Below are 25561 nucleotides of genomic sequence, written 5' to 3'. Positions count from 1 at the left end.
GTCAAATGCAGTTGCGTAAACTTGCAATTAATTTAGGGGGGATCGCTGTTTTTGCAGCGATCACCCTCGCTTTGCAATATCCTAAACTTAATCAACGATTGAGTGGTCAAACTCTAGAAGAGACGCGTAAGGCAGTCAGAGATGAAGAAGCGCGTCTTAAACTAATTAGGCAATTGCCACCGCGCGGATTTGGCTTTAATAACATGATTGCCAACTTTGCTTTTTTGCAGTTTTTGCAATACTTTGGCGATGATGTTTCGAGAAACGCCCTGCAAACGGGATATGGGTTAAGCCCGCTATATTTTGAAAATATTATTGCTCGAGATCCCAGATTTATTAAAAGCTACATATATATGTCAGCTAGTGTCTCAATGTTCGCGGGAGTTCCTAGCAAAGCGATCGAAATCTACAGTAAGGGTCTCAAATCTATAAATCCCGATCAACAGCCTAGTGCTTATACTGTGTGGCGTTATAAGGCTACGGATCAGCTATTGTTTTTAGGTGATGCTAAAGGCGCAAGATTTTCTTATCTCCAAGCTGCTGCATGGGCTGATAGAGCTAGCTCGTCAGGCAAAGATCTGATCGAAGATCCTAAGTTTGTCGCTGAGATATCGCGCCAATCGGCTAAATGGTTAGAAGAAGAACAGGATTTGACGAAAGCCCAGATCGGCGCTTGGTCAGTAGTTTTGCAAAATGCGACGGACAAAAAAACTGTTGAGATTATTGCTCAGGAGCTAGATAAACTGGGAATGAAAATTGAAATAGAAAATGGTGTACAAGTTATTGTTCCGAAATAAAAATAACTAGAAAAAAGGGGTGCGTTGCACCCCTTTTTTCTAGTTAGCTGTTAACCACTTTTGGGCATTTAAGCGTTGAATTACACCAAATACAAGTAAATCGAGAGGGGCTTTACGCTCATCGATCAGAAATGGTTCGATTGTACTAGGCGATCGCCCAGCATCAGCACAGGAAAAAGCCTTCTGAGCATTGAGATCAGCTTTAGAAAAATAAACCGTAAACTGGCGTAGCCCTTGAGCCCAGATCCCATGTACTTGAGAATTACCAAACTCCAATTGCAAATCATCTACACCTTGCTTAGCAAAGGCTTTAGTTAAGGCAGGTAGATAATGCTTGTTAATAAATTCGTCAAAAGGTAGCTCTTCGATCGCTGGAGGTTTCTCGGCTTTGGGCTTTGCGGCAGGTTTTGCCTTTGGCTCTTCAGAAGTTGATGCAGTGGTTTCAGACATAGTTTTTGAGTATTGCTAAATTTGATAATGAGAATAAACAACGTGCAGGGTTGTCTATATCTCTATTTGGCTTCAGTATTGACGATCTGCGGTAAACCCATGCTGTAGTTAAGCGATCGATGATTGAGATTGTAAGTAACTTCACCCTCTTGTAATAGCGATCGCACAAAATGCTCTAAATCTGAACCAATGCGACGCAAATTGTAATCAGACAGGTCTGCGCCTTTATAATCCTCTACAAGTTGATCGAACTTGCGATATACCTTTTGCAGAGCGCCATCTGTCCAGTTCAGTTCATTATCAGGATCGACATCTAGGGTGAGCATGTTTTCGCTATCGATAAGCTCATCATTCTGCTCCTCAACAATGGCAGCATAAATCTGAATGTGACGGGTTGTAGATTTGAGCGGCATAAAGGTTGTGACTTGGGTAATTATTGAAGAACTAACTTTAGATTATTGCAAATTTTCAAGGATTAACTTTATATAACTTTCAACAAAAACTGGTGTTACAGCAATTACCGATCAAACAAACCACAAGAAAAAGCCTAAAAACCTTATTTTGCAAGGTTTTTAGGCTTTTTCTTGTGGTTTGGGTTTAAATGCAAAGTGTTGTGGTAGTAGCAATGCAAGAGATAGCTAGGACAAATCAAAAGCCAAAAGATGAGTGGCGGCGCTTCGCGCCGCCACTCATCTTTTGGCTTTTATGTCCTAATCAAAACTTACATTGCTATAAGAGATTTTTCTGGATTCCCTTTTTCTTTTTGAAAGAGGAAATAGGGGTGATTATTGAAAGATATTATGCTTAAGTCCCAACCAAAAGCAGTTTTCACGAATTGACGATCGCTGTATCATGTAGAGGAATGATACTTAAAATTTATTTTCATCTCAACCACCATGACCAATGCTGAAGCAATTCTTGCAGGCAGATATCAAATTGTAAAACCGCTGGGTGGTGGTGGTTTTGGGCGAACATTTTTAGCAAGAGATTTACAACTGCCAAATCAGCCCACTTGCGTTGTCAAGCAGCTCAACCTTCAATTGCTTAAAACCCAAGAACTAGCGATAGCCAAACGACTATTTGAGAGTGAAGCAAAGACTTTGCATGAATTAGGAATTCACGATCAGATTCCACGGCTGTTCGCTCACTTTGAACAAAATGGGGAATTTTATCTAGTTCAGGAGTTTGTCGAAGGGCAAACCTTGGAGTCTGAGATTGGTGCGGGAAAACAGTGGCAACAGGCAAAATTAATCTCTAGTTTGTACGATATTTTGCAAGTCCTTTCTTTTGTTCATAGTTGCCAAGTGATTCATCGTGATATTAAACCTGCTAACTTAATTCGTCGCCGTAGCGATCGCAAAATCGTCCTAATTGACTTTGGTGCAGTCAAAGCGCTGAATCCAGATTCTTTAGAACACTTTATGCAAGATGAAAACCAGACTCGAAGTGTTGTGGTTGGCTCATTAGTGTATATGCCAAATGAACAATTGGCAGGTCAGCCAAAATTTTGTAGTGATGTCTACGCATTAGGAATAATGTGTCTACAGGCTTTCACAGGGCTTTCCTTTAGAGAATTGCCTAGGGATCAGCAAACCAATGAATATAGTTGTGCCTTGGCTTGTGCTCAGGTCAGCATTAAAATTAATTTAGGACTGGCAGCCATCATTGACAAAATGGTGCGATATGACTATCGCCAAAGATATCATGATGCGACAGAAGCTCTGTTAGCTCTAGATAATCTTCTTCGCAATGCCAAGGCTGCAACAACTATTTCTAGCCCTCCACCGAGACAACAACTTCAATTGGAAGAACCTGAAGGTCAGATAGAACTAGGTTCTCGTTTTTATATTCAGCGACCTCCAATTGAAAAGGATTGTCTAGAAACCATGCTGCGTCCTGGATCGCTGATTCGGATCAAAGCCCCTCGGCAAATGGGAAAGTCATCTTTACTATCACGTACTCTAGCCTATGCCAAGCACAAGGGATATCAAGTTGCTCATCTATACTTTCAACAAGCTGATAGTGATATATTTGACGATCTAGATTTGTTTCTGCAATGGTTTTGCGCCAGTATTGCATCAGAACTAGACCTAGAGGACAATTTAGATCAGTATTGGCAAGGAGTTCTAGGCAGCAAAAACAAATGCACTAAATATTTTCAGCGCTATTTACTTACAGCGAAGGAATCTCCTTTAGTTCTGGGACTAGATGAAGTAGATTTAATCTTTCAATATCCCAAGATAGCTTCTGATTTTTTTGGTTTGCTAAGGGCTTGGCATGAGAAAGCAAAGAATGAAGATGTTTGGAAAAAGTTAAGATTAGTGATTGTTCATTCTAAGGAAGTCTATATTCCTTTAAATATTAATCAGTCCCCTTTTAATGTCGGATTACCCATCGAATTACCTGAATTGAATCTGTCTCAAATTGCAGATTTAGTTCAGAGACATCAACTAGATTGGCAACAGGATCAGGTAAAACAATTACTAGTACTCACTGGTGGTCATCCCTATCTGGTGAGGCAAGCTCTATACCAAATAGCGAGAGGGCGGATAAATTGGGAAAATTTATTACAACTAGCCCCCACTGAGGAAGGGATCTATGGCAATCATCTTCGTCGTCAGCTTGGCTACTTAAAAGAAGATCCTGAACTGCTTGAAGCATACAGAGAATTGGTATCATGTGTTCGCCCATTGCAGTTAGATAGCCAAATAGCCTTTAAGTTGCGAAGTATTGGTTTAGTCAAGCTAGTGGGAAATCAAGCAATTCCTATGTGTAAATTGTATTATCAATATTTTCAACAAAATTTTCGACAAACACTGGTCAAGCCTTAAAAAAAGATTCAAATTATCTTCTTCTAAGGTTTATGTTTTGTGTAAGGTGAATGATGCTTGCCGAAAAAGCTACAAATTATTTATATCAAGTTGGTGGCAGTTTATCTGTTGATGCACCTACCTATGTAGTGCGGCAAGCTGACAACGATCTCTATGAAAGCTTGAAAGACGGTGAATTTTGCTACGTTCTTAATTCTCGGCAGATGGGTAAGTCGAGTTTGCGAGTTCGTACAATGAAACGACTGCAAGAGGAAAAATTCACTTGTGCTTCGGTCGATATTACCGCGATCGGGACATCTGATATTACGCCAGAGCAGTGGTATGCGGGACTAATTGATAGTATTATCAGCAGTCTTGATTTGTATGAATCCTTTGATTTGGAGGATTGGTGGGAACGGAACCGTTTACTATCTCCAGTGCAGCGTTTTGGCAAGTTTCTTGACGAAGGATTGCTCAAAAAGACATCTTCACCTGTAATTCTATTTGTGGATGAAATTGATAGTATTCTCAGTTTGAATTTTGCTGTTGATGATTTTTTTGCGCTGATTCGAGAATTATTTAATCGTCGAGCCGATCGCATAGCCTATAATCGCTTAACCTTTGCACTATTTGGAGTGGCTACACCTGCGGATTTAATCCGCGATAAACAACGTACTCCATTTAACATCGGTCGCGCAATTGAACTCAGGGGCTTTCAGTTAAGAGAGGCAAAACCTTTAATGCGAGGCTTATTAACAAAATCGCAAAATCCCGTTGCTGTCCTCAAAGCCATTCTCGCCTATACAGGTGGTCAACCGTTTCTCACGCAAAAACTTTGTCAAATTATTCTGACCTCATCAGAGTCGATTCCTCTCAATCATGAACTGGTCTGGGTGAATAATTTAGTGCGATCGCGCCTAGTTGAAAACTGGGAAATACAGGATCAGCCTGAACACTTTAAAACAATTCGCGATCGCATTCTTTGGAGTAGTGAAAATCGCCAAGGTAAACTGCTCGGTTTGTACCAACAAATTTTGAAGTCTGAGCCATCTTTACACAAGCTTGAATGTGGAATTATTGCTGATGATAGTCCTGAACAAACCGAGCTAAGAATTACAGGACTAGTTGTGAAACGAGAAGGTAGACTCAGGGTCTACAACCCTATTTATGCCGCAATTTTTAATCAAAATTGGGTAAACCAAGCCCTCGCAAATTTACGCCCCTATGGAGAAGCATTCAAAGCTTGGATGGATTCGGATTATCAAGATGATTCACGATTGTTACGTGGACAAGCTTTGCAAGATGCTTTGGCATGGTCAGCAGATAAAAATTTAAGCAATCATGACTACCAATTCTTTTCGGCAAGTCAAGAACTAGAAAAGCGGGAAGTGGAAGTGGCTCTCTTTGCTCAAGCTGAGGCAAATCAGATTCTATCAGCAGCTAAACGACGATTAGAGAAAACCTTAGATGCGGAGCAGGAAGCAAAGATCCGCTTGGTGGAAATGCAGCAGAAGTTGCAGGCGAGTTTAATGCAGGCTGAAGTTGTTCTCAAAAGTGCTTCGGCAAAGGCAACATTTATCCTCAATCAGCAGTTTGAAGCGCTGATCGAGTCCATGCAAGCGGGCAAACAGTTACAGGAATTAGAATCAGCTACAGGTGAAAGAGCAAGTCTTCGTATGCATGGACTGAGCGCCCTTCACCAAGCCGTTTACAATGTCCGTGAATATAATCATCTCGCAGGGCATCTGGATATTGTTACCTGTATTGCGGTACAACCAAACGACCACGTCATTGCATCAGGCAGCAGCGATCGCACCATTAAAATTTGGGACAATAAGGGAAATCTCAAACAAACTCTAAGTGGACATGCGAATTGGGTTACTAGTCTGAGTTTTAGCAATACTGGACAATATCTAGTGTCGGCTAGCCGTGACGGTACACTTAGACTCTGGAAAATGGATCGATATACAAAATTGTATATCGACCAACCGATCCAAATTTTGAAGGATCATCAAGCACCAGTCCTAGCCGTGAGGTTTAGTCCTACTGATGCCATATTTGCATCCTGTGGCGAAGATGCCAAAGTTCGATTATGGCGCAATGATGGTACTCCATTTAACACCTTTACTGGTGGACATCATAAATGGATAACTTGTCTGTGTTTCAGCTCCGATGGTGAGCGGATTATCACGGGTAGTGCCGATCGCACATTAGTTGTCTGGAATATCAATGGTACTCCGATCAAAACTTTTAAAGACCATGATAGTTTTATCGAAGATATTGATATCTCTCCATCAGGTCGGATCATTGCTTCCGCAACCCGTGGTCGTACTGTTAATCTCTGGAATATGGAAGGAAATTTGCTCGCTACCTTTGAAGGACATACCGATAAAGTTTTGGGAGTACGCTTTCATCCAAGTGGTAAGTCCCTCGCATCAGTTAGTAGCGATCGCACAGTTAGAATTTGGGATTTAAAAGGCAATCTATTGAAAACTCTATATGGACATAAAGGTAGTGTTCATAGTATTAGCTTTAATTCTAATGGCAGTACGATGATTACTGGCAGTCAGGATACCATGCTCAAATTTTGGCGGACTAACGGTAACTTACTAACCCATTTAGTTGGGCATACAGATGAAATAAATTGTATTGTTTTTAGTGATAACAGTCGGTTTATTGCCTCAGCTAGCAATGATTGTACGATTAAAATTTGGCTAGCTAATTCTCAGTTAATTACATCTCTTGAAGGGCATAAAGAGAGTGTGAATAGTGTATGTTTTAGTCCAGACAATCGATTTTTAGTATCAGTTAGTAGCGATCGCGCCATTAAAATTTGGAATTCTAAAGGAATCTTACTTAAAAGTATATATAACGAACATGAAGCCTCGATCTACAGTGTTGCTTACCGTCTTGATGGAGAACTATTTGCCTCGGCTAGTGCTGATTGCACTGTCAAGTTATGGAGTAAAGAAGGGGAATGGATACATACCTTAATCGGTCACGCTAATGCTGTGTATCAAGTTTGTTTTAGTCCTGATGGTAATATGCTGGCGACAGCCAGCCAAGATAAAACGGTGAAAATATGGCATTGGGATGGAACGTTATTACAAACTTTGAATGGGCATACGGGTGAAGTTTACAGTGTTTGCTTTAGTCCAGACAGTCAGATCGTGGCAAGCAGTAGTAAAGATGGCAGCATTAAATTATGGAACCTTGATGGCAAGTTATTAAAAAGCCTCAATGAACATAGCGCCGAAGTTAGAAGTGTTTGTTTTAGTCCTGATGGTAATGCGTTAGCCTCGGGTAGTAGCGATCGCACAGTTAAGATATGGAGTCTTGATGGGAAGGAACTCTTAACTCTCCAAGGACATCAATCACCAGTGAGAAGTGTCTGTTTCAGTCCTGATGGGGAAACACTTGCCTCAGCCAGTGTAAATGGGAAGATCATTTTATGGGACTTTAATTTGGCGCATCTGATGGAATTGGGCAACAAATGGATTCAAGACTATTTGGAAACCCATGAGCCTTAACACAAAATTTTGTGTGTTTGCCGTTTTTGATGATCTTTTGACTCTGGCAGTGGGGGTATTTCATAGCTTGCTCCTTGGCTCTGCCTCTATTTTTCCATATCACTAATTTAACGTGAGTTCGATATAGCCATTTGCGGCGTGCTTCGCACGCCGCAAATGGCGAAAAATGGGAAGAATCGCTTAGCGATTCTTCCCATTTTTCGCTTTCGTCGAACTGACGTTAATTTACTGACCCTTAACATCATTTAAAGCGATCTCCTTGTGATTATTTGAGAGGCGATCTCACTTTATAAAATCACCCAAAAATCAACATTTAAGATGTCATCAATATCGTGACTAAATTGCCACTTATCTGGGAAATCAATATTTTTGTACCCTTGATTTTTTCTTACAGTACGCAAAGCAAGAGCAAAAGCTTCTTCAAATAATTCATCACTATTTACATAGCTTTTCAGGCTAGGCGACTGACTCAAAATACCGATTATTTCAAATCGAGTGCGATCAATAGTGATTTCCCATCCTGCATAGTCATACTCGCTTCTAACATAGCAACGCTTGAGTAAATGTTCTAGAAGAGTTGATAGCCTTCTTCTTAACTCGCGCCGATCTCTACCTGCCAAGCCTTCCAACTCCTCTACCAGATTTTCAATATCGAGGTTTTCTAAATTACCACTCTTTAATTGCACGATCACCGTTTCTAACCACAGATTTAGATCTTGGTCATAAAGTGATATTTTTTTTGCAATTGTTTGAGTCATTAGAGATTCTCCCGCGATTACTCATCTCAGCTTATTCTAGTCTAGATGTTAGCTGTAAGCGATCGCCTTTTACTGCACTTATCCAAGTAGCGAGTTAGCCCCAATCTCATAAACCAAGCATTTGTCTAACATCATTTAAGGTGATCGCAAGTTCACTTCAATCAACTAGCGATCGCCTTAGACATAAAAAAGCGCACTAAGTGCGCTTTTTTATGGAAATCTTTCTCAAGGAAATACTTCTACTATTTAACCGAGAACTTTGCGAGCAGTTGCTACAACGTTATCAACGGTGAAGCCAAACTTGGCATAACCAATTGGACCTGGAGCCGAAACACCAAAGCTATCCATACCGATCGCTGCGCCTTCAAAACCGACATACTTGTGCCAGCCAAAGGTGCTACCAGCTTCAACACTGACGCGCTTCTTGACGGATGCAGGAAGTACGGATTCTTTGTACTCATCAGATTGCTCATTGAAGAGTTCTTGACAAGGCATAGAAACTACGCGCACTGCCTTACCTTCGCCCGCGAGGATAGCGGCTGCCTTAGTTGCCAACTCAAGTTCAGAACCTGTCGCGATGATGATCAATTCAGGATTTGCTGCATCAACAACAGTGTAAGCACCCTTCTTCGCGCCTTCGATGGAAGTACCAGCGAGATTCTTCACGTTCTGACGAGTGAAGGCTAGGAAACTAGGACGCTTACGGTTAGCGATCGCAACTTGATAAGCGGCAACGGTTTCGTTGGCATCCGCAGGACGAATGGTCAAGGAGTTAGGAATTACACGCAAAGAAGCGATGGTTTCTACTGGTTGATGAGTAGGTCCATCTTCACCGAGCATTACGGAGTCATGGGTGAGGATGTACAGTACACCAATCTCTGACAATGCCGAGAGACGCATTGCGCCACGCATATAGTCAGCGAATACGAGGAAAGTTGCACCGTAAGGAATTGTGCCGCCGTGGAGGAACATTCCATTCATGATTGCGCCCATGGCATGTTCGCGCACACCAAAGCGGAAGTTGCGACCTTCGTAAGAGCCATGTTGGAAGTCGGCAAGCCCCTTAACATAGGTCATGTTAGAGTGAGCCAAGTCAGCCGAACCGCCCAAGAATTCAGGAAGTACAGGAGACAGAGCATTCAAGCAAGCTTCTGAAAGAAGACGGGTAGAAGTTTCCTTTTGAGCAACAGGCTCAAGGGCTTTTTCCCAACCTTCAGGAAGTTTGCCAGCCATGATCCGATTAAATTCCGCAGCTTCCGCAGGATATGCTTTTTCGTAAGCAGCAAAGCGCTCATTCCATTCAGCTTCAGCAGTTGCGCCCTTGTCGATCGCCTGATGGAAGCGAGTATAAGCATCCGCAGGAATATCAAAAGGTTCATGTGTCCAACCAAGGTTAGCGCGAGTTGCGGCAACTTCATCGCCACCGAGAGCTGCACCGTGAACGCCAGATGTACCAGCTTTCTTAGGAGAGCCGTAACCGATGGTGGTGGTGACTACGAGCAAGCTAGGCTTGTCGGTGACGGATTTTGCTTCAGCAAGTGCTTTTGCGATCGCATCAAGATCTTCGTTGCCATCAGCAACCTTGACAACGTGCCAACCGTAAGCTTCATAACGCATAGCCACATCTTCAGTAAAGGCTAAGTCGGTGCTGCCGTCGATGGAAATGCTGTTGCTGTCATACATCATGATCAGCTTGCCGAGCTTCAAGTGACCACCCAAGGAAGCAGCTTCAGAAGCAATACCTTCCATGTTGCAACCATCACCAAGGATCACATAGGTATAGTGATCAACGATATTGTGACCGGGTTTGTTAAAACGCGCCGCCAAATGTGCTTCAGCGATCGCTAAACCAACGGCATTACCAACACCTTGACCAAGAGGCCCTGTGGTGACTTCTACACCTGCGGTTTCAAAGTTTTCAGGGTGTCCGGGGGTGGGGCTACCCAATTGACGGAAATTTTTGATGTCTTCGATGCTAACGCTGTCATAGCCAGTCAGGTGTAGCAATGAGTATTGCAACATACAGCCATGTCCTGCGGAGAGGACAAAGCGATCGCGATCGACCCACTTAGGATTTTTAGGATTAAACTTTAAAAACTGATCGAACAGCACAAAAGCCATTGGTGCTGCGCCCATCGGCAGACCGGGGTGACCAGATTTTGCCTTTTCGACCGCATCGATCGATAAAAAGCGGATGGAGTTAATGCAGAGTGTCTCAAGAGTTTGAGGTTTCGAGGGTGCAGCGACCATAGTTACAATTGCTTAAGAAAATTTTGTACTCAATCAGGTACATTTTCCCTCAAAACTGTCCCATACAATAATAAATTTTAAGATTTGGTATCATCCGACTCAGTTTTACCTATGAACATCAGAACTTGTGTCGAAACTCAAACAATTATTAAGCAACCTTAAAATCAGCAATCCCTGACAATGTAAGTATTAAAATATACAGAGTTAGGGATCAAGCCCTACATTAATCCTAAAAATTAAGTTCTCTAGATATTCCTTTGAGGGTGATAGTTATGAACGGTTTAGCACAAAAATTTAGAAGCATGGTGGAATATCTAAGCGATGCGATCGCTAAAATTTTCACCCCAAACAAAGATGATTTCCCCGCCACTGGCGCACAACCCTATAAAGGCGATCCTGCCTCTGAGAATTCTAAGTAAAACCCCAAAACCAATTTTATTGTTTTCAACGCCTTAGGCGTTGAAAACAATAAAATTGGTTTCAAAAAATATAAGGGAACGCTTTGCGTTCCCTTATATTTTTTTGGTGTATTGTTTATGCAGCGCATTGCGCGGTAAATAATTTGTAGATGCATCATGACGCAAACTTCGGTCACGCCACCACTCTTAGCATCACAAAGCCCCCTAGCATGGGCAAAAAAAAATCTATTTAGCAGTTGGCTTAATAGTTTACTTACAGTTTTTGGTATCTGGTTGTTATATCAGTTTGTAAGCAATGTCTGGTTTTGGGCTACTACTCAAGCTCAGTGGTCGGTAGTCAGTAGTAATTTGCGGTTGTTTTTAGTGGGGCTTTATCCTGTTGAAGAGTTTTGGCGGTTGTGGAGCATCTTAGCGATCACAGGCAGTTTGGCAGGCATCTCATGGGGGCTATGGGGCAGATTTAGTCGGTTTGTGGCAATCTCTATCGGTGCGCTGGCGATCGCCCTTGCAATTTTGCTACCCGTTGATGGCATCTCCAAAATTTTGACTTTAGCAATTAGTGGCGCGATCGCCATTGGGTTTCTGATTGGTCAGCAAGGCAAAAGGTTTACCCAAAGCTCTTTGATTTTAGCGATCGCATGGTTTGCAACTTTACCCATTTCTCTATGGCTAATTGGTGGCAATCTGGGACTCACAGCCGTGGATGTGAATGTTTGGAATGGGCTAGTTTTAACCTTGATCGTGGCGATCTCAGGTATTGTATTTTCTTTCCCCTTGGGAGTTTTGCTAGCTTTAGGAAGACAGAGTACATTGCCCTTAATTAAATGGTTCTGTGTCTTCTATATTGAAATAGTGCGCGGATTGCCATTAATTGGCATTCTGTTTATGGCGCAAGTGATGCTGCCCTTATTTTTACCAGCAGGTTTAGAGATAGATCGCGTTTTGAGAGCGATCGCCGCTTTTGTATTTTTCAGTGCCGCCTATCTTGCGGAAAATGTGCGTGGGGGCTTGCAGTCAATTCCTAAAGGGCAAGCGGAAGCCGCTAGAGCCTTGGGATTAAATATTCCCTTGACAATCGCTTTAATTGTTTTACCTCAAGCGCTCAAAGCTTCGATACCTGCGATTGTTGGTCAATTCATCGGATTATTTAAAGATACGTCCCTAGTAGCGATCGTGGGGCTAGTCGATTTGATGGGTGTGTCCCGCACTGTCTTATCACAGCCAGAATTTATTGGTCGCTATGCCGAAGTTTATCTATTTGTAGCTCTAATCTATTGGATGTTCTGCTTCTCCCTATCTCAAGCTAGTCAGAAATTAGAGAAAAAGCTGCAAAACTGAAGAGTCCTAACTCGCCAAAATCTTCAGTTTTGGTTTTAGTTACAACGCTTTGCGCTATAACTAACTGATGTTACGTGAAACTTAGATATTAGACCTCTTGCTGCTAGCGAAGCAGGGCAAGCACGGGGGCATTGCCCCTACCTCAAAATTTAGAGGTTACTGTAGGGGCTGTGCCCCCGTGCCAGCCCTAGACCTTTGCTATAACAGGAACTCCTTCCACGTAACATCAGTAACTAAAACCAAATAGTTCTTGATTACCCATGCCCGAATTGATCGAATCCGAATTGATCGAAAATGCTGCATTTCAGCAACGCCCCACATGGGACGAGTATTTTATGCTGTTGACTAAACTTGCTGCTATGCGATCGACCTGTCTAGCTTTCCCAGTGGGTGCAGTAATTGTCAAAGATAGACAGGTACTTGCTACAGGCTACAATGGCTCACCATCAGGCTCAGTCCATTGCACGACGCAAGGTTTTTGCTATCCAGAGATGAGTAACTGTACCGTGAACAAAGACTTTCCCTCAAGGGCGGTTCATGCCGAAGCCAATGCGATCGCCCAAGCCGCAAAACATGGGATCTCTACCGATGGCGCAAGTATTTATGTCACGTTAGAACCCTGTATTTCTTGTTTAAAGCTAGTGGTGTCGGCAGGTATTCGTGAAGTTTTTTATGAGACGACTTTTAATAAAGGCAATAATGCTGCTCTATGCCAATCCTTTGTGGACGAGGGCTTGGTGACGCTTAAGCAAATTCACATCTCAACATCTGTTCTACAAAGAGCTAATTTATTTCTCAATTCCCCCACTTCTGAACTGCGTTTGTTTTCTTAATGAGAAGCCAATGAAACCTCAAATCGCCCAAAAAGCTGCCGTAGCTAAGTTATTCGCCAAAGTGATTACCACTCCATGCATTGCGATGGGATTGTTGATAGGTTGTAATGATACAGGGTCTCTCATTAAGGAATCAAATAGCCAAAAACTAGGGGGGACTTGGGAATTTAAAAAACAAAATGGAGTTAAAACTGGTACAGCAATTTTTGAGACTCAAAATGATGTTGATGGCAATGTTTACATTCTGTCTGAAGATTTGCCATTAGGTAAGACTGCGATCGCAGGTACTTTTAAAGTCAACTCCAGTAAAACTCCCCAACAAATTGATCTTACTTTTGGCGATCTTACTACCCAAACTATCTATGAAATCAATAGTGATGGGCAGTTAAAAATAGCCAATTCTGTTCCCAATCAGCCTCGCCCCACATCACTAGATTCCCAGCCTCAACAGCTAACCAAAATTTCGGATAGTACAACTATTCCTAGTGACATCAAAATCTTGCGATCGCAAGATCTGATAGCAACTTCAGCCTTAATTCGAGAAGCAGAGAGCAAGTCGTCCATTCGCGCCATCATGCGATCGCAACAGCAAGTATTCCAAGCGCAAGGACAATTCACGTCTGATATCAATCAATTAAAATCGGGATTATCGCTGAATTCAGAATTCTATAGCTACAAAGTTACTATCTTGGGAAATCTGGCGCAGCATAGCGCGGTTCCTTTAAAGGATGGATTGAAAGCTTATACGGGGATTGTCTATGCGATCGCTAGTGATGATGCTAATCAAAAAGTCACAAAGTTACTTCTGTGTGAAAGCAATATTCCCACTAAACAAATCCCAACTAAACCTCAAAATCAAGATAAAGGATATAAATGCCCAAGTGCTTATACTTCAATCAATCCATAAAAAAAGGCGCTTTGCGCCTTTTTTATGGATTGATGTTATGTGTAAAGAATTTTTGTGATGGTAGAGGGCTAGGGCTGGCACGGGGGCACAGCCCCTACAGAATCCAAATTATTGGGGTAGGGGCAATCCCCCCGTGGTTGCCCTGCTTCGCTAGCAGCAATAAATTTTCACCATCTGAGTTCCACGTAACATCAGTTTATAAAGGAAGTTAGCCGTTCAGGACTTCGATCGCAGCTTTTACACCAGCACCGTAAGTGAAATTACTGTAGCCAAGAGCCGAAATGGATGCTTCGAGTGCAGCGATCGCTGTGAGAATATCGCGATCGCCGACAAAGCCGAGATGACCAATGCGGAAGATCTTGCCATTGAGGTGATCTTGACCACCAGCCATGACAATATCGAATTTCTTCTTAATTGTGGCGCGAATCTTTTCTGCGTCCAAGCCTTCGGGTGGAACTACTGAGGTAATCGAAGCACTCGCCGCATCATCAGGAGCCAATAAACCCAGATTAAGAGCCTTGACTGCGGCGCGAGTAGCTTCACGGTGGCGCAAGTGACGCGCAAAGATATTTTCTAAACCTTCACGTTGCATCATTTCTAGTGAAGCTTGCAACGCCATCACCATATTCACAGAAGTAGTGAAAGGAGTGGAATTTTTTGCAGCATCTTTACGAGCCTTGCCCAAATCGAGATAGAACCTAGGTAGATTCGCTGTTTTATAAGCTTCCCATGCCTTAGGGCTAACTGCCACAAATCCCAATCCGGGGGGGATCATGTAGCCTTTTTGAGAACCAGAACCGACTACATCTAAGCCTAATTCGTCGATGGGAACATTCATTGCTCCCAAGCTGGTAACTGCATCAACGATAATCAGAGCCTTTTCATGGGCTTTGACATGGCGATTAATTGCAACTAAATCGTTAAGAACTCCCGTCGAGGTTTCGCTATGGGTGATGATTACAGCTTTGATTTCCTTATTGGTATCAGCCTCTAACTTGGCTCGGAAATCTTCGGGGTCAAGTGCCTTGCCCCATTCTGCTTTGATTACTTCAGCATTGACACCATAGGCTTGACAGACTTCGACCCAGCGTTCGCCAAACTTGCCATTATCACCAACAAGGACGCGATCGCCTTTGCTGAGGAAATTAATGATGCCTGCCTCCATCGCACCCGTACCGCTTACGGTGAGAATTAATACATCATTAGTTGTTTGGTGTAGCCACTTGAGCTTAGCGGTCACATCTGCCATGACCTTGCTAAAATCGCCGCTTCGGTGTCCGATGGGAGCTTTTGCCAGAGCCAACAGAGCCTGTTCAGGCACAGGTGTTGGACCTGGAATCATTAACATCAACTTATCTTCCATGAGTCGAAATCTTGAGTGCTTGGTTAAATACTAGATCTAGTATTCTATAGCAGTAGATGGACAAATAAATTAATCAAATGCATAAGCCGCAATTCTCATTATGAAAACGATTTTGGTATTTCCAGCGTCTTTGGCGCTGGAAATACCAAAATCGATTTTTGAAAGCCCGCCAACGGCGGGCTTTCAAAAATCGACAATAGCTGTAATCTAAGGAACAGGCACGACATCTAGCAAACGCTGAATGATCTTCTGTGGAGATCGTCTGCCTGCCGCCATGATCCGATGTCCTAAAACAAATGGGGCTAGGAACTTCACATCATCAGGCAGCACATAATTAGACTTGCGATCGCGATCTAGCATTTGTTGAATAAAGGCATAGGTCTGAACTGATCTCAATAGGGCTGTCGTACCTCTAGGACTCACGCCAAGGGTAATTTCCTCATCATTACGAGTTGCCCTAACAATATTCACTATGTATTCGCTAGTCGCATCACTGACGGGTAATTGAGTGCAGAGTTGCCGAATTTCTAGTACTTCTTCAGGGGTGATACATGCTTCTAATTGAGCCGAGCCAATTTTTCCAGATTGCATCCGTTTCAGCATTTCTAGCTCTTCCGCTTCATTGGGATAGCCAATACTAAAGGATAAGGCAAAGCGATCAAGTTGGGCTTCAGGTAAAGGGAAAGTCCCTTGATACTCGATGGGGTTTTGAGTGGCGATCGCAAAAAATGGTGAGGGGACTTTCCGTGATATGCCATCAACGGTGACTTGGCTCTCTTCCATTACTTCGAGCAAGGCTGACTGGGTGCGTGGTGTCGCTCGATTGATCTCATCAGCAAGCAACACATTCGCAAATACTGGACCTGGCAAAAACTGAAATTCACCTTTTTGAGGATTCCAAATATTTGTACCTGTAATGTCGGTGGGTAGTAGATCAGGGGTGCATTGCACACGCTGAAATTTACCAGAAATAGAGGCAGCTAGAGATTTGGCGAGTAGAGTCTTGCCCACCCCCGGCACATCTTCAAGTAAAGCGTGACCACCTGAAAATAGTGCTACTAAGACCAGTTGAATGGCTTCATCTTTGCCAACGATCGCTTTCGCCAGATTATCAACTAACTGTTGTACTTTAAGTTGCTTTTCCATGTTCTGCTCTCAAAACCTACGCCAATCAGTAAACAGCGCAAGCGGGACTAAATTTACTGTTGATTTCCTGCTTTAGCGTAACACCATGACGACTGGATTAAGGGCTCAAAGTGCTGGATTAACTCAGACATCCTAAATAGCTAGGCGCAATTAAATATAAAACCCTAAAAGCTGTGGCGCACGATGCGTGCGCCACAGCTTTTGATTCTATTTTTTAATTATATACAGCTACTTATAACTATAAAGATTACTATTTAATCTTATAAAAAATATCTAAGAATAGCAGCATTATTACAAATTTTTTAGATTGGCTTTGCCTTAGATTTTTTCTGTAAAGCTACTTTAACAAGGTTTTCAGGAGATGATATTAGAATACACCTTTCTAATGTCATCGTTAATTCAGTACTAGTATTGACATTAAATATCAGTATTAATAAAAATTACTGTCATTAATTGATTAAGTTCTGATAATCTTAATAAAGTAAATTATGAATAATAGAACAAAATAAATTGCAGAATCTATTAGTAAAGCTTGGTGTTGGTGCTTTAGCGTCAGCCTTAGTCTTGGGTACAGCCTTAGATATCAATGCTCAGTCAAAGACCTTAATCATTTACTCTGGTCGTGATCAAAAACTGATCGGTCCCTTGATCGAAAAAGCTAAAAAAGATCTCAATTTAAATATTCAAGTTCGTTACGGTGATACCGCCGAATTAGCGATCGCCCTTTTAGAAGAAGGCAATAACAGCCGTGCGGATATGTTCTTCGCTCAAGATGCAGGCGCTTTAGGAGCCTTGCAACAGCGTGGGCGCACCCTCGGCATTCCCTTGACAATCCTCAACAAAGTTGACTCGCGATACCGCTCACCATCGGGAAATTGGATCGGTATTTCTGGACGGGCGCGGGTGGTCAATTACAACACCAAACTAGTCAAAGGTGCTGATTTACCCAAATCTATTTTTGACCTCACTCAACCCAAGTGGCGAGGTAAAGTTGGCTGGGCTCCAACCAACGGTTCTTTTCAGTCATTTGTGACGGCAATGCGGAAGCTAAATGGTGACGCAAAAACTGTGGAATGGTTGAGAGCCATGAAAGCCAATGGAACTAAAAATTACGGTAAAAATACCGCAATTTTAGAGGCAATTGGACGTGGTGAAATTCAGGTTGGCTTGGCTAACAATTACTACCTGAGCCAGTTTAAAAAGAAAGATGCTAATTTCCCCGTTGCGGTACACTATACCCGTAGAGATGCTGGTTCTATGGTCAATGTTGCTGGTGTGGCGGTTCTTAAAACCACCGATCAACGCCAAGACGTAGAGAAGCTGATTAACTATTTACTCAGCAATAGCTCACAAAATTATTTTGCCCAACAAACTACCGAATACCCTTTAGCCAGAGGTATAGCGGGACCATCAGGTCAAATTCCTATCAATCAACTCACTCCTCCCAACTTAGATCTAGGTCAACTATCTGATTTGCAAGGTACTTTGAGGGTGATGAAGCAAGCAGGAGTATTGTAGGGTATGAAGTCTGTTCGTCCACCATTGTTTCTGACGATCTCATCAGGGGTGGTGGCGATCGCAATTATTTTGCCATTTCTCTATCTAATCCTTCGCGCCGCTAATGTGGGTAGCGAAGGATTAGAAGAACTAACCTATGAATCTCGTTATCTCACGATCATTTGGAATAGCATCGGCATGGCATCAGCCGTAACTTTATTATCAGCGCTGATCGCTGTGCCTTTAGCATTTCTGACCGTGCGAACAAACTTACCTTGGCGCAGATTTTGGTTTGTGACCACCACTTTACCTCTAGCTGTACCTAGCTATGTGGGTAGTTTTGCGTTAATCGCAGCGTTCTCGCCAAGGGGGAGTTTGCTGCAATTACTATTGGAGCCATTGGGAGTCGAAGAATTACCTTCCCTCTATGGTTGGTTTGGCGTGATTTTGGCATTAACTCTGTTTACCTATCCCTATATGCTTTTGACCGTGCGATCGGCTTTGCAAGGACTAGATCCTGAGATCGAAGAAGCCAGTCGCAGCCTTGGCTATAGTAGCCGTGCTACCTTCTGGAAGGTGATCTTACCGCAGTTGCAACCATCTTTGATCGCGGGAGCGTTGCTGGTGGCTTTGTATAGCCTGCGTGATTTTGGTACACCTTCACTAATGCAGTTTGACACCTTCACCAGTGCAATTTTCATTCAATATAAAACCAGCTTTGATCGGAATACTGCGGCTGTTTTATCTTTGGGATTAGTCGCCCTCGTCATGACCATTTTGTGGACTGAATATCGATTCCGTAGCCGTGCAGTCTACTATACACGTGGAACGGCTGCTCAGCGATCGCCCAAATTAGTCAATTTAGGAATCTGGAAATGGGTAGCCTTTGTTTTTTGCTTGGTGATTACATTCTTAGGCGTAGGCTTGCCCATTGGTGTGAGCCTATTTTGGTTGTTTAGGGGCATGAGCAGTGCCGACTACACAGTTCCCAATCTAATTCCCGCAATTTTTAATTCGGTATCTACCGCAGGTTTAGCTGGCATCTCAACAACTCTATTTGCACTACCAATTGCGATCTTAGTAGTACGATTTCCGAGCAGAATTTCAGCAATGATTGAGCGCTGTTCCTATATTGCTTTTGGTTTACCTGGTATCGTCGTGGCTTTAGCAATAGTATTTTTTGGTGCAAATTATCTTCCCGATCTATACCAAACTTTACCAATGTTGATCTTTGCTTACATAGTATTATTTGTACCGCAATCCGTGGGCAGCATTCGTAGTTCGCTATTACAAGTTAGTCCTCGCATTGAAGAATCAGCGCGGAGTCTAGGGCGAACTCCTTGGCAAACCCTCATCGAAGTCACGATTCCTCTGGTTACTTCTGGTTTATTTAGCGGTGCATTGCTAGTATTTTTGACGACAATCAAGGAACTACCCGCCACAATTATGCTTGCACCAATTGAGTTTGACACTCTATCTGTCGAAATTTGGAAAGCAACTGAAAATGTTGATTTTGATGATGCGGCGGCGGCTTCCCTAGCGATATTATTTGTTTCAATGATCTCGACACTATTAGTGTTATTCCAAGAAAAAAAAGCTCAAGCCTAATGGATTAGCATGAACGGTGCTGAGCGCTGTTCATGCTAATCCTTAATTCCATTAATCGCAAATACGCAAAAGGATATGCAAAAGCCAATCATACTTAGCTTAGAAAATATTACCAAGCAATTTACCAAAGATGGTATGCCTGCGGTTGAGCAAGTATCTTTGCGTTTGAACGAAGGAGATATCTTAGGATTTCTGGGTCCATCGGGGTGTGGTAAAACAACTCTGCTGCGGTTAATTGCAGGGCTTGAACGTCCTCAAGATGGCAAAATCACCATTGATGGAAAAATAGTCGGCGATCGCCATAATTGGATACCAGTAGAATCGCGAGATGTGGGGCTTGTATTTCAAGACTATGCCCTATTTCCGCATTTAACTGTTTTAAAAAATGTCGCCTTTGGACTCAAAAAACTTGATAAACATGAAATCAAACAGCGAGTATGGGAAACCTTAAAACTTGTGCAACTCACAGGTTTAGAACAGCGTTATCCCCACGAACTTTCGGGCGGTCAGCAGCAGCGAGTGGCTCTAGCGAGAGCCTTGGCAACTCAACCCAAGCTATTACTACTGGACGAACCTCTATCAAATTTAGATGTGCAAGTGCGATTACAACTACGCGAAGAAATGCGCTCAATTATCAAAGCGGCTGGAACTTCCGCAATTTTTGTTACCCATGATCAAGAGGAAGCTCTTGCCATATGTGATGTTGTCGGGGTAATGCGCCAAGGACATTTAGAGCAAATTGGCACACCCGAAGAACTGTACAACTATCCCAAATCAAGGTTTGTGGCTGAATTTGTGACTCAAGCAAATTTCTTACCTGCTTATCGTCAGGAGGATATTTGGTCAACGGAGATTGGCAAATTTAAAATCAAAACGATGCGTTCTCAATTAACGGGAGAAATCATGATTCGTCAAGAAGACTTCACCTTAAAGCCCCATGCTCCCAGTCCCCTCGTAATTCACAGTCGGCGCTTTTTGGGTAGAGAATATCACTACTGTCTATATACGCCCTCTGGTCAGAAAATCAATGTTAGAACGGGAATTGATACATCCATTCCCGAAGGTACGCCTGTACAGTTAACAATGACCAATAGTAAAGTCAGAATTTTTGAAAGTTTAGGCTAGATTCTCAGTGATTGGCGTTTACCTCCTGACATCTTCTATAGCTTATTAAAAATTACTATCAATAAGTTTGACATTGGACTTTAATTAATGATATTACTACTAATAAGATAAAAATTGTTTGTGCTTGCAAAACAACCTTAGAAATGCAAATATCAATACTTGTAAAAGTAAAGCCAGTTGAGGTCTTTGCTAGTTTTACTATGGATGTTTTATCTGTTATTTAGGCTATTAAAAAAACAGTGTGCTTTCTTTTATTAGTATTATTCTTAATAAGAGTCGCTACAATAGCAATCTCAACAGATAAATATCACAAGTATCTAAAAAGCAATTTTTAAGACAGTTTTTGGAAAAGTGTGTGTAATCAAAATTGAGGAGTAATAAATTGAATAAACATCTATCCGTTGCTTTTACTGTGGCTTCAGGCTTTGCCGCTAGTTTTCTGGCTGTTATGCCAACCTATGCCGAACCTTTAAGTTCTTTACAAGAAAGCCCTAGTCAGTCTGGAAACTCTTCGATCGCTTCCCAAATTATCGAAAAGACCAGTCTGCAAGAAAATGCGATCGCCCAAGTAACTTCTGTTTCCCAACTCTCAGATGTCCGTCCCACCGATTGGGCTTTTACGGCTTTACAGTCGTTAGTAGAACGTTATGGCTGTATCGCAGGTTATCCCGATTCCACCTTTCGTGGCAGACAAGCGACAAGCAGATTTGAGTTCGCGGCTGGACTTAATGCTTGTTTAGACAAGATTAATGAAATCATTTCGGCGGGGTTAGCCGACAAAGTTAATCGCGAAGATTTAGAGACTTTGCAGAAATTGCAAGAGGAATTTGCGGCTGAGCTTGCCACCCTCCGTGGTCGCGTTGATAGCCTTGAAGCGAAGACGACCAAATTGGAAGCTCAGCAGTTTTCGACAACCACAAAGCTGAATGGTGAAGCAATCATGGCTTTATCTGACACCTTTGGCAATAGGACAGGGACAAATATCGATCCCACCAATACAACTCTTTCCTATCGGGTCAGGTTAAACTTCAACACCAGCTTTACAGGAAAAGATCTACTGCGTGTGCGCCTTCAGTCAGGCAATGTCCCTTCGTATAACAATTCCTTAACGACTGGGACTGGCACAAATATGACCCGTCTCGGATTTGATGCTAATACTAGCAATCAGTTTCAAATCGATGATTTATTCTATCGGTTCCCCATTTCTAATCAAACTACAGGTTGGTTACTTGTTAGTGGACATGGCTCCGAAAATATCGCTCCATCCTTAAATCCCCTAGAAAGCGGTGGTCGCGGTTCTATTTCGCGATTTGGACGTTTCAGCCCCACCTATCGTATTGTTGATGGTTCTGGATTTGGCATCTCCCATAAATTTAGTGATGCCGTACAGTTGGCTTTAGCGTATCGCTCCCCTCGCGATACTGCTAGCAACCCCAATCAAGGATTATTCGGCGGCAGCTATGGAGCATTAGCTCAGTTGACCTTCTCTCCTAGCAAATAGTTTCAGGTGGGACTCCAGTATGCCAGAACTTACTTTGGCAGTGGTGGTGTCAACCTTACAGGCAGCACGGGTAGTAACAATGCGCGTCAACCCTTTGGCAATATTGCCACTTCTGCAAATACCTATGGTTTAGTGACTAGCTATGAAGTTACACCACAATTTATTGTCTCTGGATGGGGTGGCTTTACCAATGCTCAGTCAGAGACTGGTGCAAGTCAAAATGCTGATTCCTTTAACTTTGCAGTGACTTTTGCCTTCCCAGATTTATTCCAAAAGGGAAACCTTGGTGGATTGATTGTCGGTGTGCCGCCCAAAGCCACATCGAATACCAACGCCGCTAGGATTGACAGAGATACTTCCATTCATTTAGAAGCTTTCTATCGCTACCAACTGAATCGCAACATCTCCATTACCCCAGGTCTATTGATGATTTTTAGCCCTGAACACAACAGTAATAATGCAACTCAATTAGTTGGATTGTTAAGAACTACCTTTACCTTCTAACTTCATCAATTAGCAAAAAAATAAGGAGGCACGTTGCGCCTCCTTATTTTTTGCTGTAAAAATCTTTAGACTTGTCTGCTAAAATCAACAGCGTGAGGACTCAGGAGTTACATGGCTGGATATACGCTGATTTTAGCGATTTTGATCTTAGGAGGTATGATCGCGACGCTAGGCGATCGCATCGGTACTAAGGTTGGAAAGGCGCGACTTAGCATATTCAAATTAAGACCGCGTGATACTGCTACTGTCGTGACGATCGCTACAGGGGGAATGATCTCTGCATCCACCTTAGGGATTTTATTATTGCTAAGTGGTCAGCTAAGGGATGGATTATTTCGTCTTGAAAGTATTCGCTCGGAATTAGCTAGCAGCCAAGAACAGAAGCAAAAAGTCGAAACTGAGCTAAATGCTGCGAAAACTGAACAGGAAAAAGCACAACAACGTCTAGGGCAGATTAATCAATCCTTAGTCCAAGCTTTGCGAAAACAGTCAGAGACTCAAGCACTGTTACAGTCAGTTGAGAGCAAATTTGAAGAAGCTAACGAACAACTGCAAAAAGCCTCACAGCAGGAAGCCGATCTGCGCGATCGCATCCAAAGTTTGAGTGCTGAGCAAGAAAGTCTCCAAGCTGAAAGTAATCAACTGCGGGATGAAAAAGATCGAATTTCTAATGAGTTGACCAGTATTTCCCGCGATCGCGAAACTCTCAAACAAAGGGTTGATGAATCCGAACAACGCTTGGCAGAAATTGAAAAGCAACGGGTAGCCCTTGGAGCAGAAGTTGCTTCCCTCGAATCGGCTCGTGAGCAATTATTAATTAGCCTTGAAGCTTTACGCAAAGGCAACGTAGCTGTTTTTGCGGATCAGATTTTATCTATAGGAGTTGTGCGACCAAATCTGAGTCAATCGGAGTTGCGTCAAGCTAGCGCCCAACTGTTGCAACAAGCTGAGCGCAATGCACGCGAACTATTAGATTTCCTTCCCGATCAAGCTCCCAAAGAACCAGTCATCAAAATTACAGAAGCACAGATCGAAGGATTGATAGATCGAATTAAAGACGGACAAAGCTATGTGATCCGTATCCTCTCCGCAGGTAACTTTCTTAAACGCGAGACCAGAATTGCGATCGCTGCTGATGTCACCCTGAACCGCCAAATATTTGCTCCTGGCGCTGAAATTGCTTCCTTGCAATTTACTCCTGATCTAGCGCCTCAGGCTCTTGCATCAAGAATTGAGCAACTATTTTTGTTAGTCAGTTTTCGCGCTCGTCGAGAGGGGGTACTAGCTAATCCACTTACAGGTAAAGTCGGCAATTTTCCACCTGAGGCTTTGACTGAGCTTTTTAAAGTAGTGAGTGAGCTTAAGACTCCCTATGAAATTAAGGCTATCGCCAAGGAAGCTATTTTTCCTGCGAGTTCTCTGATTTTAGAGCTGGTAATTCGTCAAAATGGCGTTGAAATTGGCCGCTTTAGTTAGGTAAGTATTGCGACGCAAGAGATAGCTACGACATAAAACCAAAAAGATGAGTGGCGGCGCGAAGCGCCGCCACTCATCTTTTTGGTTTTATGTCGTAGCACAATCACAGAAAAATTCGTGGAGATGGGCATTTAAAGAAGCCAAAATTACCTTCTCTAAGGCGCGTTACACTTTCGCTATCGCGCCCTACAAATACTCCAAATAGAAAATTAACGGACAAACGCAGGCATCACTTCGGCAGCAGTCATCAAACCGTAAATACCTCGTTGATGGAAATGTTTACCAGCCTTGAGATAGCCAAAGGCGGGACCACAGACATTTGCCGCCATGCTGGTTTCATCGCCAAGGGTGAAGGTATGCGTCGAGATCTTGCCCTCAAAGGTGCGACCTGTCAGCTTCATATTGGTACTGAGAGGTTTCTTGGGATTGCGCGTATCAACTACGCCGCCAACGGTGACCCGATCGCGATCGCAAATTCCCACACGCTCGAGCATAATGTCATCGGCATGTTCCATATTTTCCAACGAGATTAACCCATTGGTCTTTTCAAGCAGAGCTTCTACTTCCGCATCGGTCATCGCTTGAGCCATATCGACGGTATAACCCGACATATGAGCGATATCTTCGCGAATGGTGGCGCGATAGGCGTTCCAGTTGGCAATACCAACCCCGAAAGTAATCTCGACCTTGTGGACTTCCGCAAAGCTCTGAGCGGCGATCGCTGCGGCGGCTGTCAATAAACCAGGGGTTGCGCCACAACCAGACATATAGGTAATGCCTGCTGCTTTTAGCTCTGGGGCAAGGGCAATCATTTGCTCAACGGCGCTAGTGCGTTTGATCGCATCCACTAGCACACCCTGCCAACCTGAAGCGATGAATTGCTTAGCCACGCTTGCCATGAAGGTATTGGGTAGGTTAGGCAAAGCGAGGAAATAACCATCGACATCCTTGGCGGTAGCGATCGCTGCCGCAATACTGTCTTGAGTAAGAGTACCTGCTCCTTCGAGATAGCCCAGTGAGCCTTTGTTTTGATAAGTGGCGATCGCTTTGTTAGCGTCTAGCCCCTGTGGGTCATAGGCAAAGCCTTCTTTGTCGGCAGCTACGACTAGCTGCATTTCTTGCTTAGCGCTAAGCAATTTCGCCGCCGCCTGACCTAATCCACCAAATCCTAAAATTCCAACTTTTAATGTCATTTAAGTTTAACTTCGTTTATCACTATGGGAGTTTACAATTCTGATGCGATCCCTTA

18 protein-coding genes and 1 pseudogene are annotated in these 25561 nt (G+C 43.0%); 12 read left to right on the top strand and 7 right to left on the bottom strand.

Features of this window, described 5'->3' with window-relative positions; translation table 11 throughout:
* Positions 1–5: 5 nt before the first annotated feature.
* Positions 6–797: a hypothetical protein gene (locus VB775_RS04950; RefSeq protein WP_281009188.1), complete on the top strand. Its 792-nt coding sequence runs from the start codon at positions 6–8 to the stop codon at positions 795–797.
* 39 nt (positions 798–836) lie between these two features.
* Here VB775_RS04950 and VB775_RS04945 read toward each other — a convergent pair whose 3' ends face one another.
* Positions 837–1247 (bottom strand): DUF2996 domain-containing protein, encoded by a 411-nt coding sequence (locus VB775_RS04945; protein ID WP_190576084.1) that lies wholly within the window; start codon positions 1245–1247, stop codon positions 837–839.
* A gap of 62 nt (positions 1248–1309) precedes the next feature.
* Positions 1310–1660, bottom strand: coding sequence for an NAD(P)H-quinone oxidoreductase subunit M (locus VB775_RS04940; protein ID WP_281009186.1), 351 nt, complete (start codon positions 1658–1660; stop codon positions 1310–1312).
* A 483-nt stretch (positions 1661–2143) separates the two neighbouring features.
* Here VB775_RS04940 and VB775_RS04935 point away from each other — a divergent pair, with 483 nt between their 5' ends.
* Both VB775_RS04935 and VB775_RS04930 read left to right on the top strand, forming a co-directional pair.
* Positions 2144–4078 (top strand): AAA-like domain-containing protein, encoded by a 1935-nt coding sequence (locus VB775_RS04935; RefSeq protein WP_281009185.1) that lies wholly within the window; start codon positions 2144–2146, stop codon positions 4076–4078.
* 50 nt (positions 4079–4128) lie between these two features.
* Positions 4129–7587, top strand: a complete 3459-nt coding sequence (locus VB775_RS04930) for an AAA-like domain-containing protein (RefSeq protein ID WP_281009184.1) — start codon at positions 4129–4131, stop codon at positions 7585–7587.
* Positions 7588–7874: 287 nt separating this feature from the next.
* Here the strand turns inward: VB775_RS04930 and VB775_RS04925 are convergent, their stop codons facing one another.
* Together VB775_RS04925 and tkt are read right to left on the bottom strand one after the other, a co-directional pair.
* Positions 7875–8345: a DUF29 domain-containing protein gene (locus VB775_RS04925; protein ID WP_281009183.1), complete on the bottom strand. Its 471-nt coding sequence runs from the start codon at positions 8343–8345 to the stop codon at positions 7875–7877.
* Positions 8346–8591: 246 nt separating this feature from the next.
* Positions 8592–10595 carry a transketolase gene (gene tkt / locus VB775_RS04920; protein ID WP_281009182.1) on the bottom strand — a complete coding sequence of 668 codons (2004 nt, stop codon included), beginning with the start codon at positions 10593–10595 and terminating at the stop codon, positions 8592–8594.
* A gap of 272 nt (positions 10596–10867) precedes the next feature.
* On the opposite strand from tkt, the gene VB775_RS04915 reads away from it, so the two are divergent.
* The 4 genes from VB775_RS04915 to VB775_RS04900 all read left to right on the top strand — a co-directional run bounded on the left by VB775_RS04915 (position 10868) and on the right by VB775_RS04900 (position 14092).
* Positions 10868–11014 carry a hypothetical protein gene (locus VB775_RS04915; RefSeq protein WP_281009181.1) on the top strand — a complete coding sequence of 49 codons (147 nt, stop codon included), beginning with the start codon at positions 10868–10870 and terminating at the stop codon, positions 11012–11014.
* A gap of 156 nt (positions 11015–11170) precedes the next feature.
* Positions 11171–12352, top strand: a complete 1182-nt coding sequence (locus tag VB775_RS04910) for an amino acid ABC transporter permease (RefSeq protein WP_281009180.1) — start codon at positions 11171–11173, stop codon at positions 12350–12352.
* A 260-nt stretch (positions 12353–12612) separates the two neighbouring features.
* The gene (locus VB775_RS04905; protein ID WP_281009179.1) at positions 12613–13185 is read left to right on the top strand and encodes a deoxycytidylate deaminase; all 573 of its coding nucleotides are present in this window, start codon (positions 12613–12615) and stop codon (positions 13183–13185) included.
* 10 nt (positions 13186–13195) lie between these two features.
* Complete coding sequence (locus tag VB775_RS04900; RefSeq protein ID WP_281009178.1) at positions 13196–14092, top strand: type IV pilin-like G/H family protein; 897 nt, start codon at positions 13196–13198, stop codon at positions 14090–14092.
* 208 nt (positions 14093–14300) lie between these two features.
* Here the strand turns inward: VB775_RS04900 and VB775_RS04895 are convergent, their stop codons facing one another.
* Both VB775_RS04895 and VB775_RS04890 read right to left on the bottom strand, forming a co-directional pair.
* On the bottom strand, positions 14301–15455 hold the full coding sequence (locus VB775_RS04895) for a pyridoxal-phosphate-dependent aminotransferase family protein (RefSeq protein ID WP_281009177.1): 1155 nt from the start codon (positions 15453–15455) through the stop codon (positions 14301–14303).
* Positions 15456–15662: 207 nt separating this feature from the next.
* A complete protein-coding gene (locus VB775_RS04890) occupies positions 15663–16601 on the bottom strand; it encodes an AAA family ATPase (protein WP_281009176.1) in 939 nt (312 codons plus the stop codon).
* Between the two features lie 510 nt (positions 16602–17111).
* Between VB775_RS04890 and VB775_RS04885 the strand changes: the two genes are divergently transcribed.
* From VB775_RS04885 to VB775_RS04865, 5 genes and pseudogenes are all read left to right on the top strand, one after another.
* On the top strand, positions 17112–18119 hold the full coding sequence (locus VB775_RS04885) for an iron ABC transporter substrate-binding protein (protein WP_281009175.1): 1008 nt from the start codon (positions 17112–17114) through the stop codon (positions 18117–18119).
* Between the two features lie 3 nt (positions 18120–18122).
* Positions 18123–19706 carry an ABC transporter permease gene (locus tag VB775_RS04880; RefSeq protein ID WP_281009174.1) on the top strand — a complete coding sequence of 528 codons (1584 nt, stop codon included), beginning with the start codon at positions 18123–18125 and terminating at the stop codon, positions 19704–19706.
* A 75-nt stretch (positions 19707–19781) separates the two neighbouring features.
* Complete coding sequence (locus VB775_RS04875) at positions 19782–20831, top strand: ABC transporter ATP-binding protein (RefSeq protein WP_281009173.1); 1050 nt, start codon at positions 19782–19784, stop codon at positions 20829–20831.
* Between the two features lie 448 nt (positions 20832–21279).
* Positions 21280–22836 (top strand): annotated as a pseudogene (locus VB775_RS04870) (iron uptake porin).
* A gap of 111 nt (positions 22837–22947) precedes the next feature.
* Positions 22948–24312, top strand: a complete 1365-nt coding sequence (locus tag VB775_RS04865) for a DUF3084 domain-containing protein (RefSeq protein WP_281009172.1) — start codon at positions 22948–22950, stop codon at positions 24310–24312.
* A gap of 209 nt (positions 24313–24521) precedes the next feature.
* On the opposite strand, the gene bioU is transcribed toward VB775_RS04865, so the two are convergent.
* Positions 24522–25505 carry a (S)-8-amino-7-oxononanoate synthase BioU gene (bioU, locus tag VB775_RS04860; protein ID WP_281009171.1) on the bottom strand — a complete coding sequence of 328 codons (984 nt, stop codon included), beginning with the start codon at positions 25503–25505 and terminating at the stop codon, positions 24522–24524.
* Positions 25506–25561: the final 56 nt, after the last annotated feature.

This window comes from Pseudanabaena sp. CCNP1317, assembly GCF_034931345.1.
Classification (GTDB): domain Bacteria; phylum Cyanobacteriota; class Cyanobacteriia; order Pseudanabaenales; family Pseudanabaenaceae; genus Pseudanabaena; species Pseudanabaena galeata.
The sequence above is the reverse complement of the archived record's forward strand: the minus strand, read 5'-3'. Positions and strand labels throughout refer to the sequence as shown.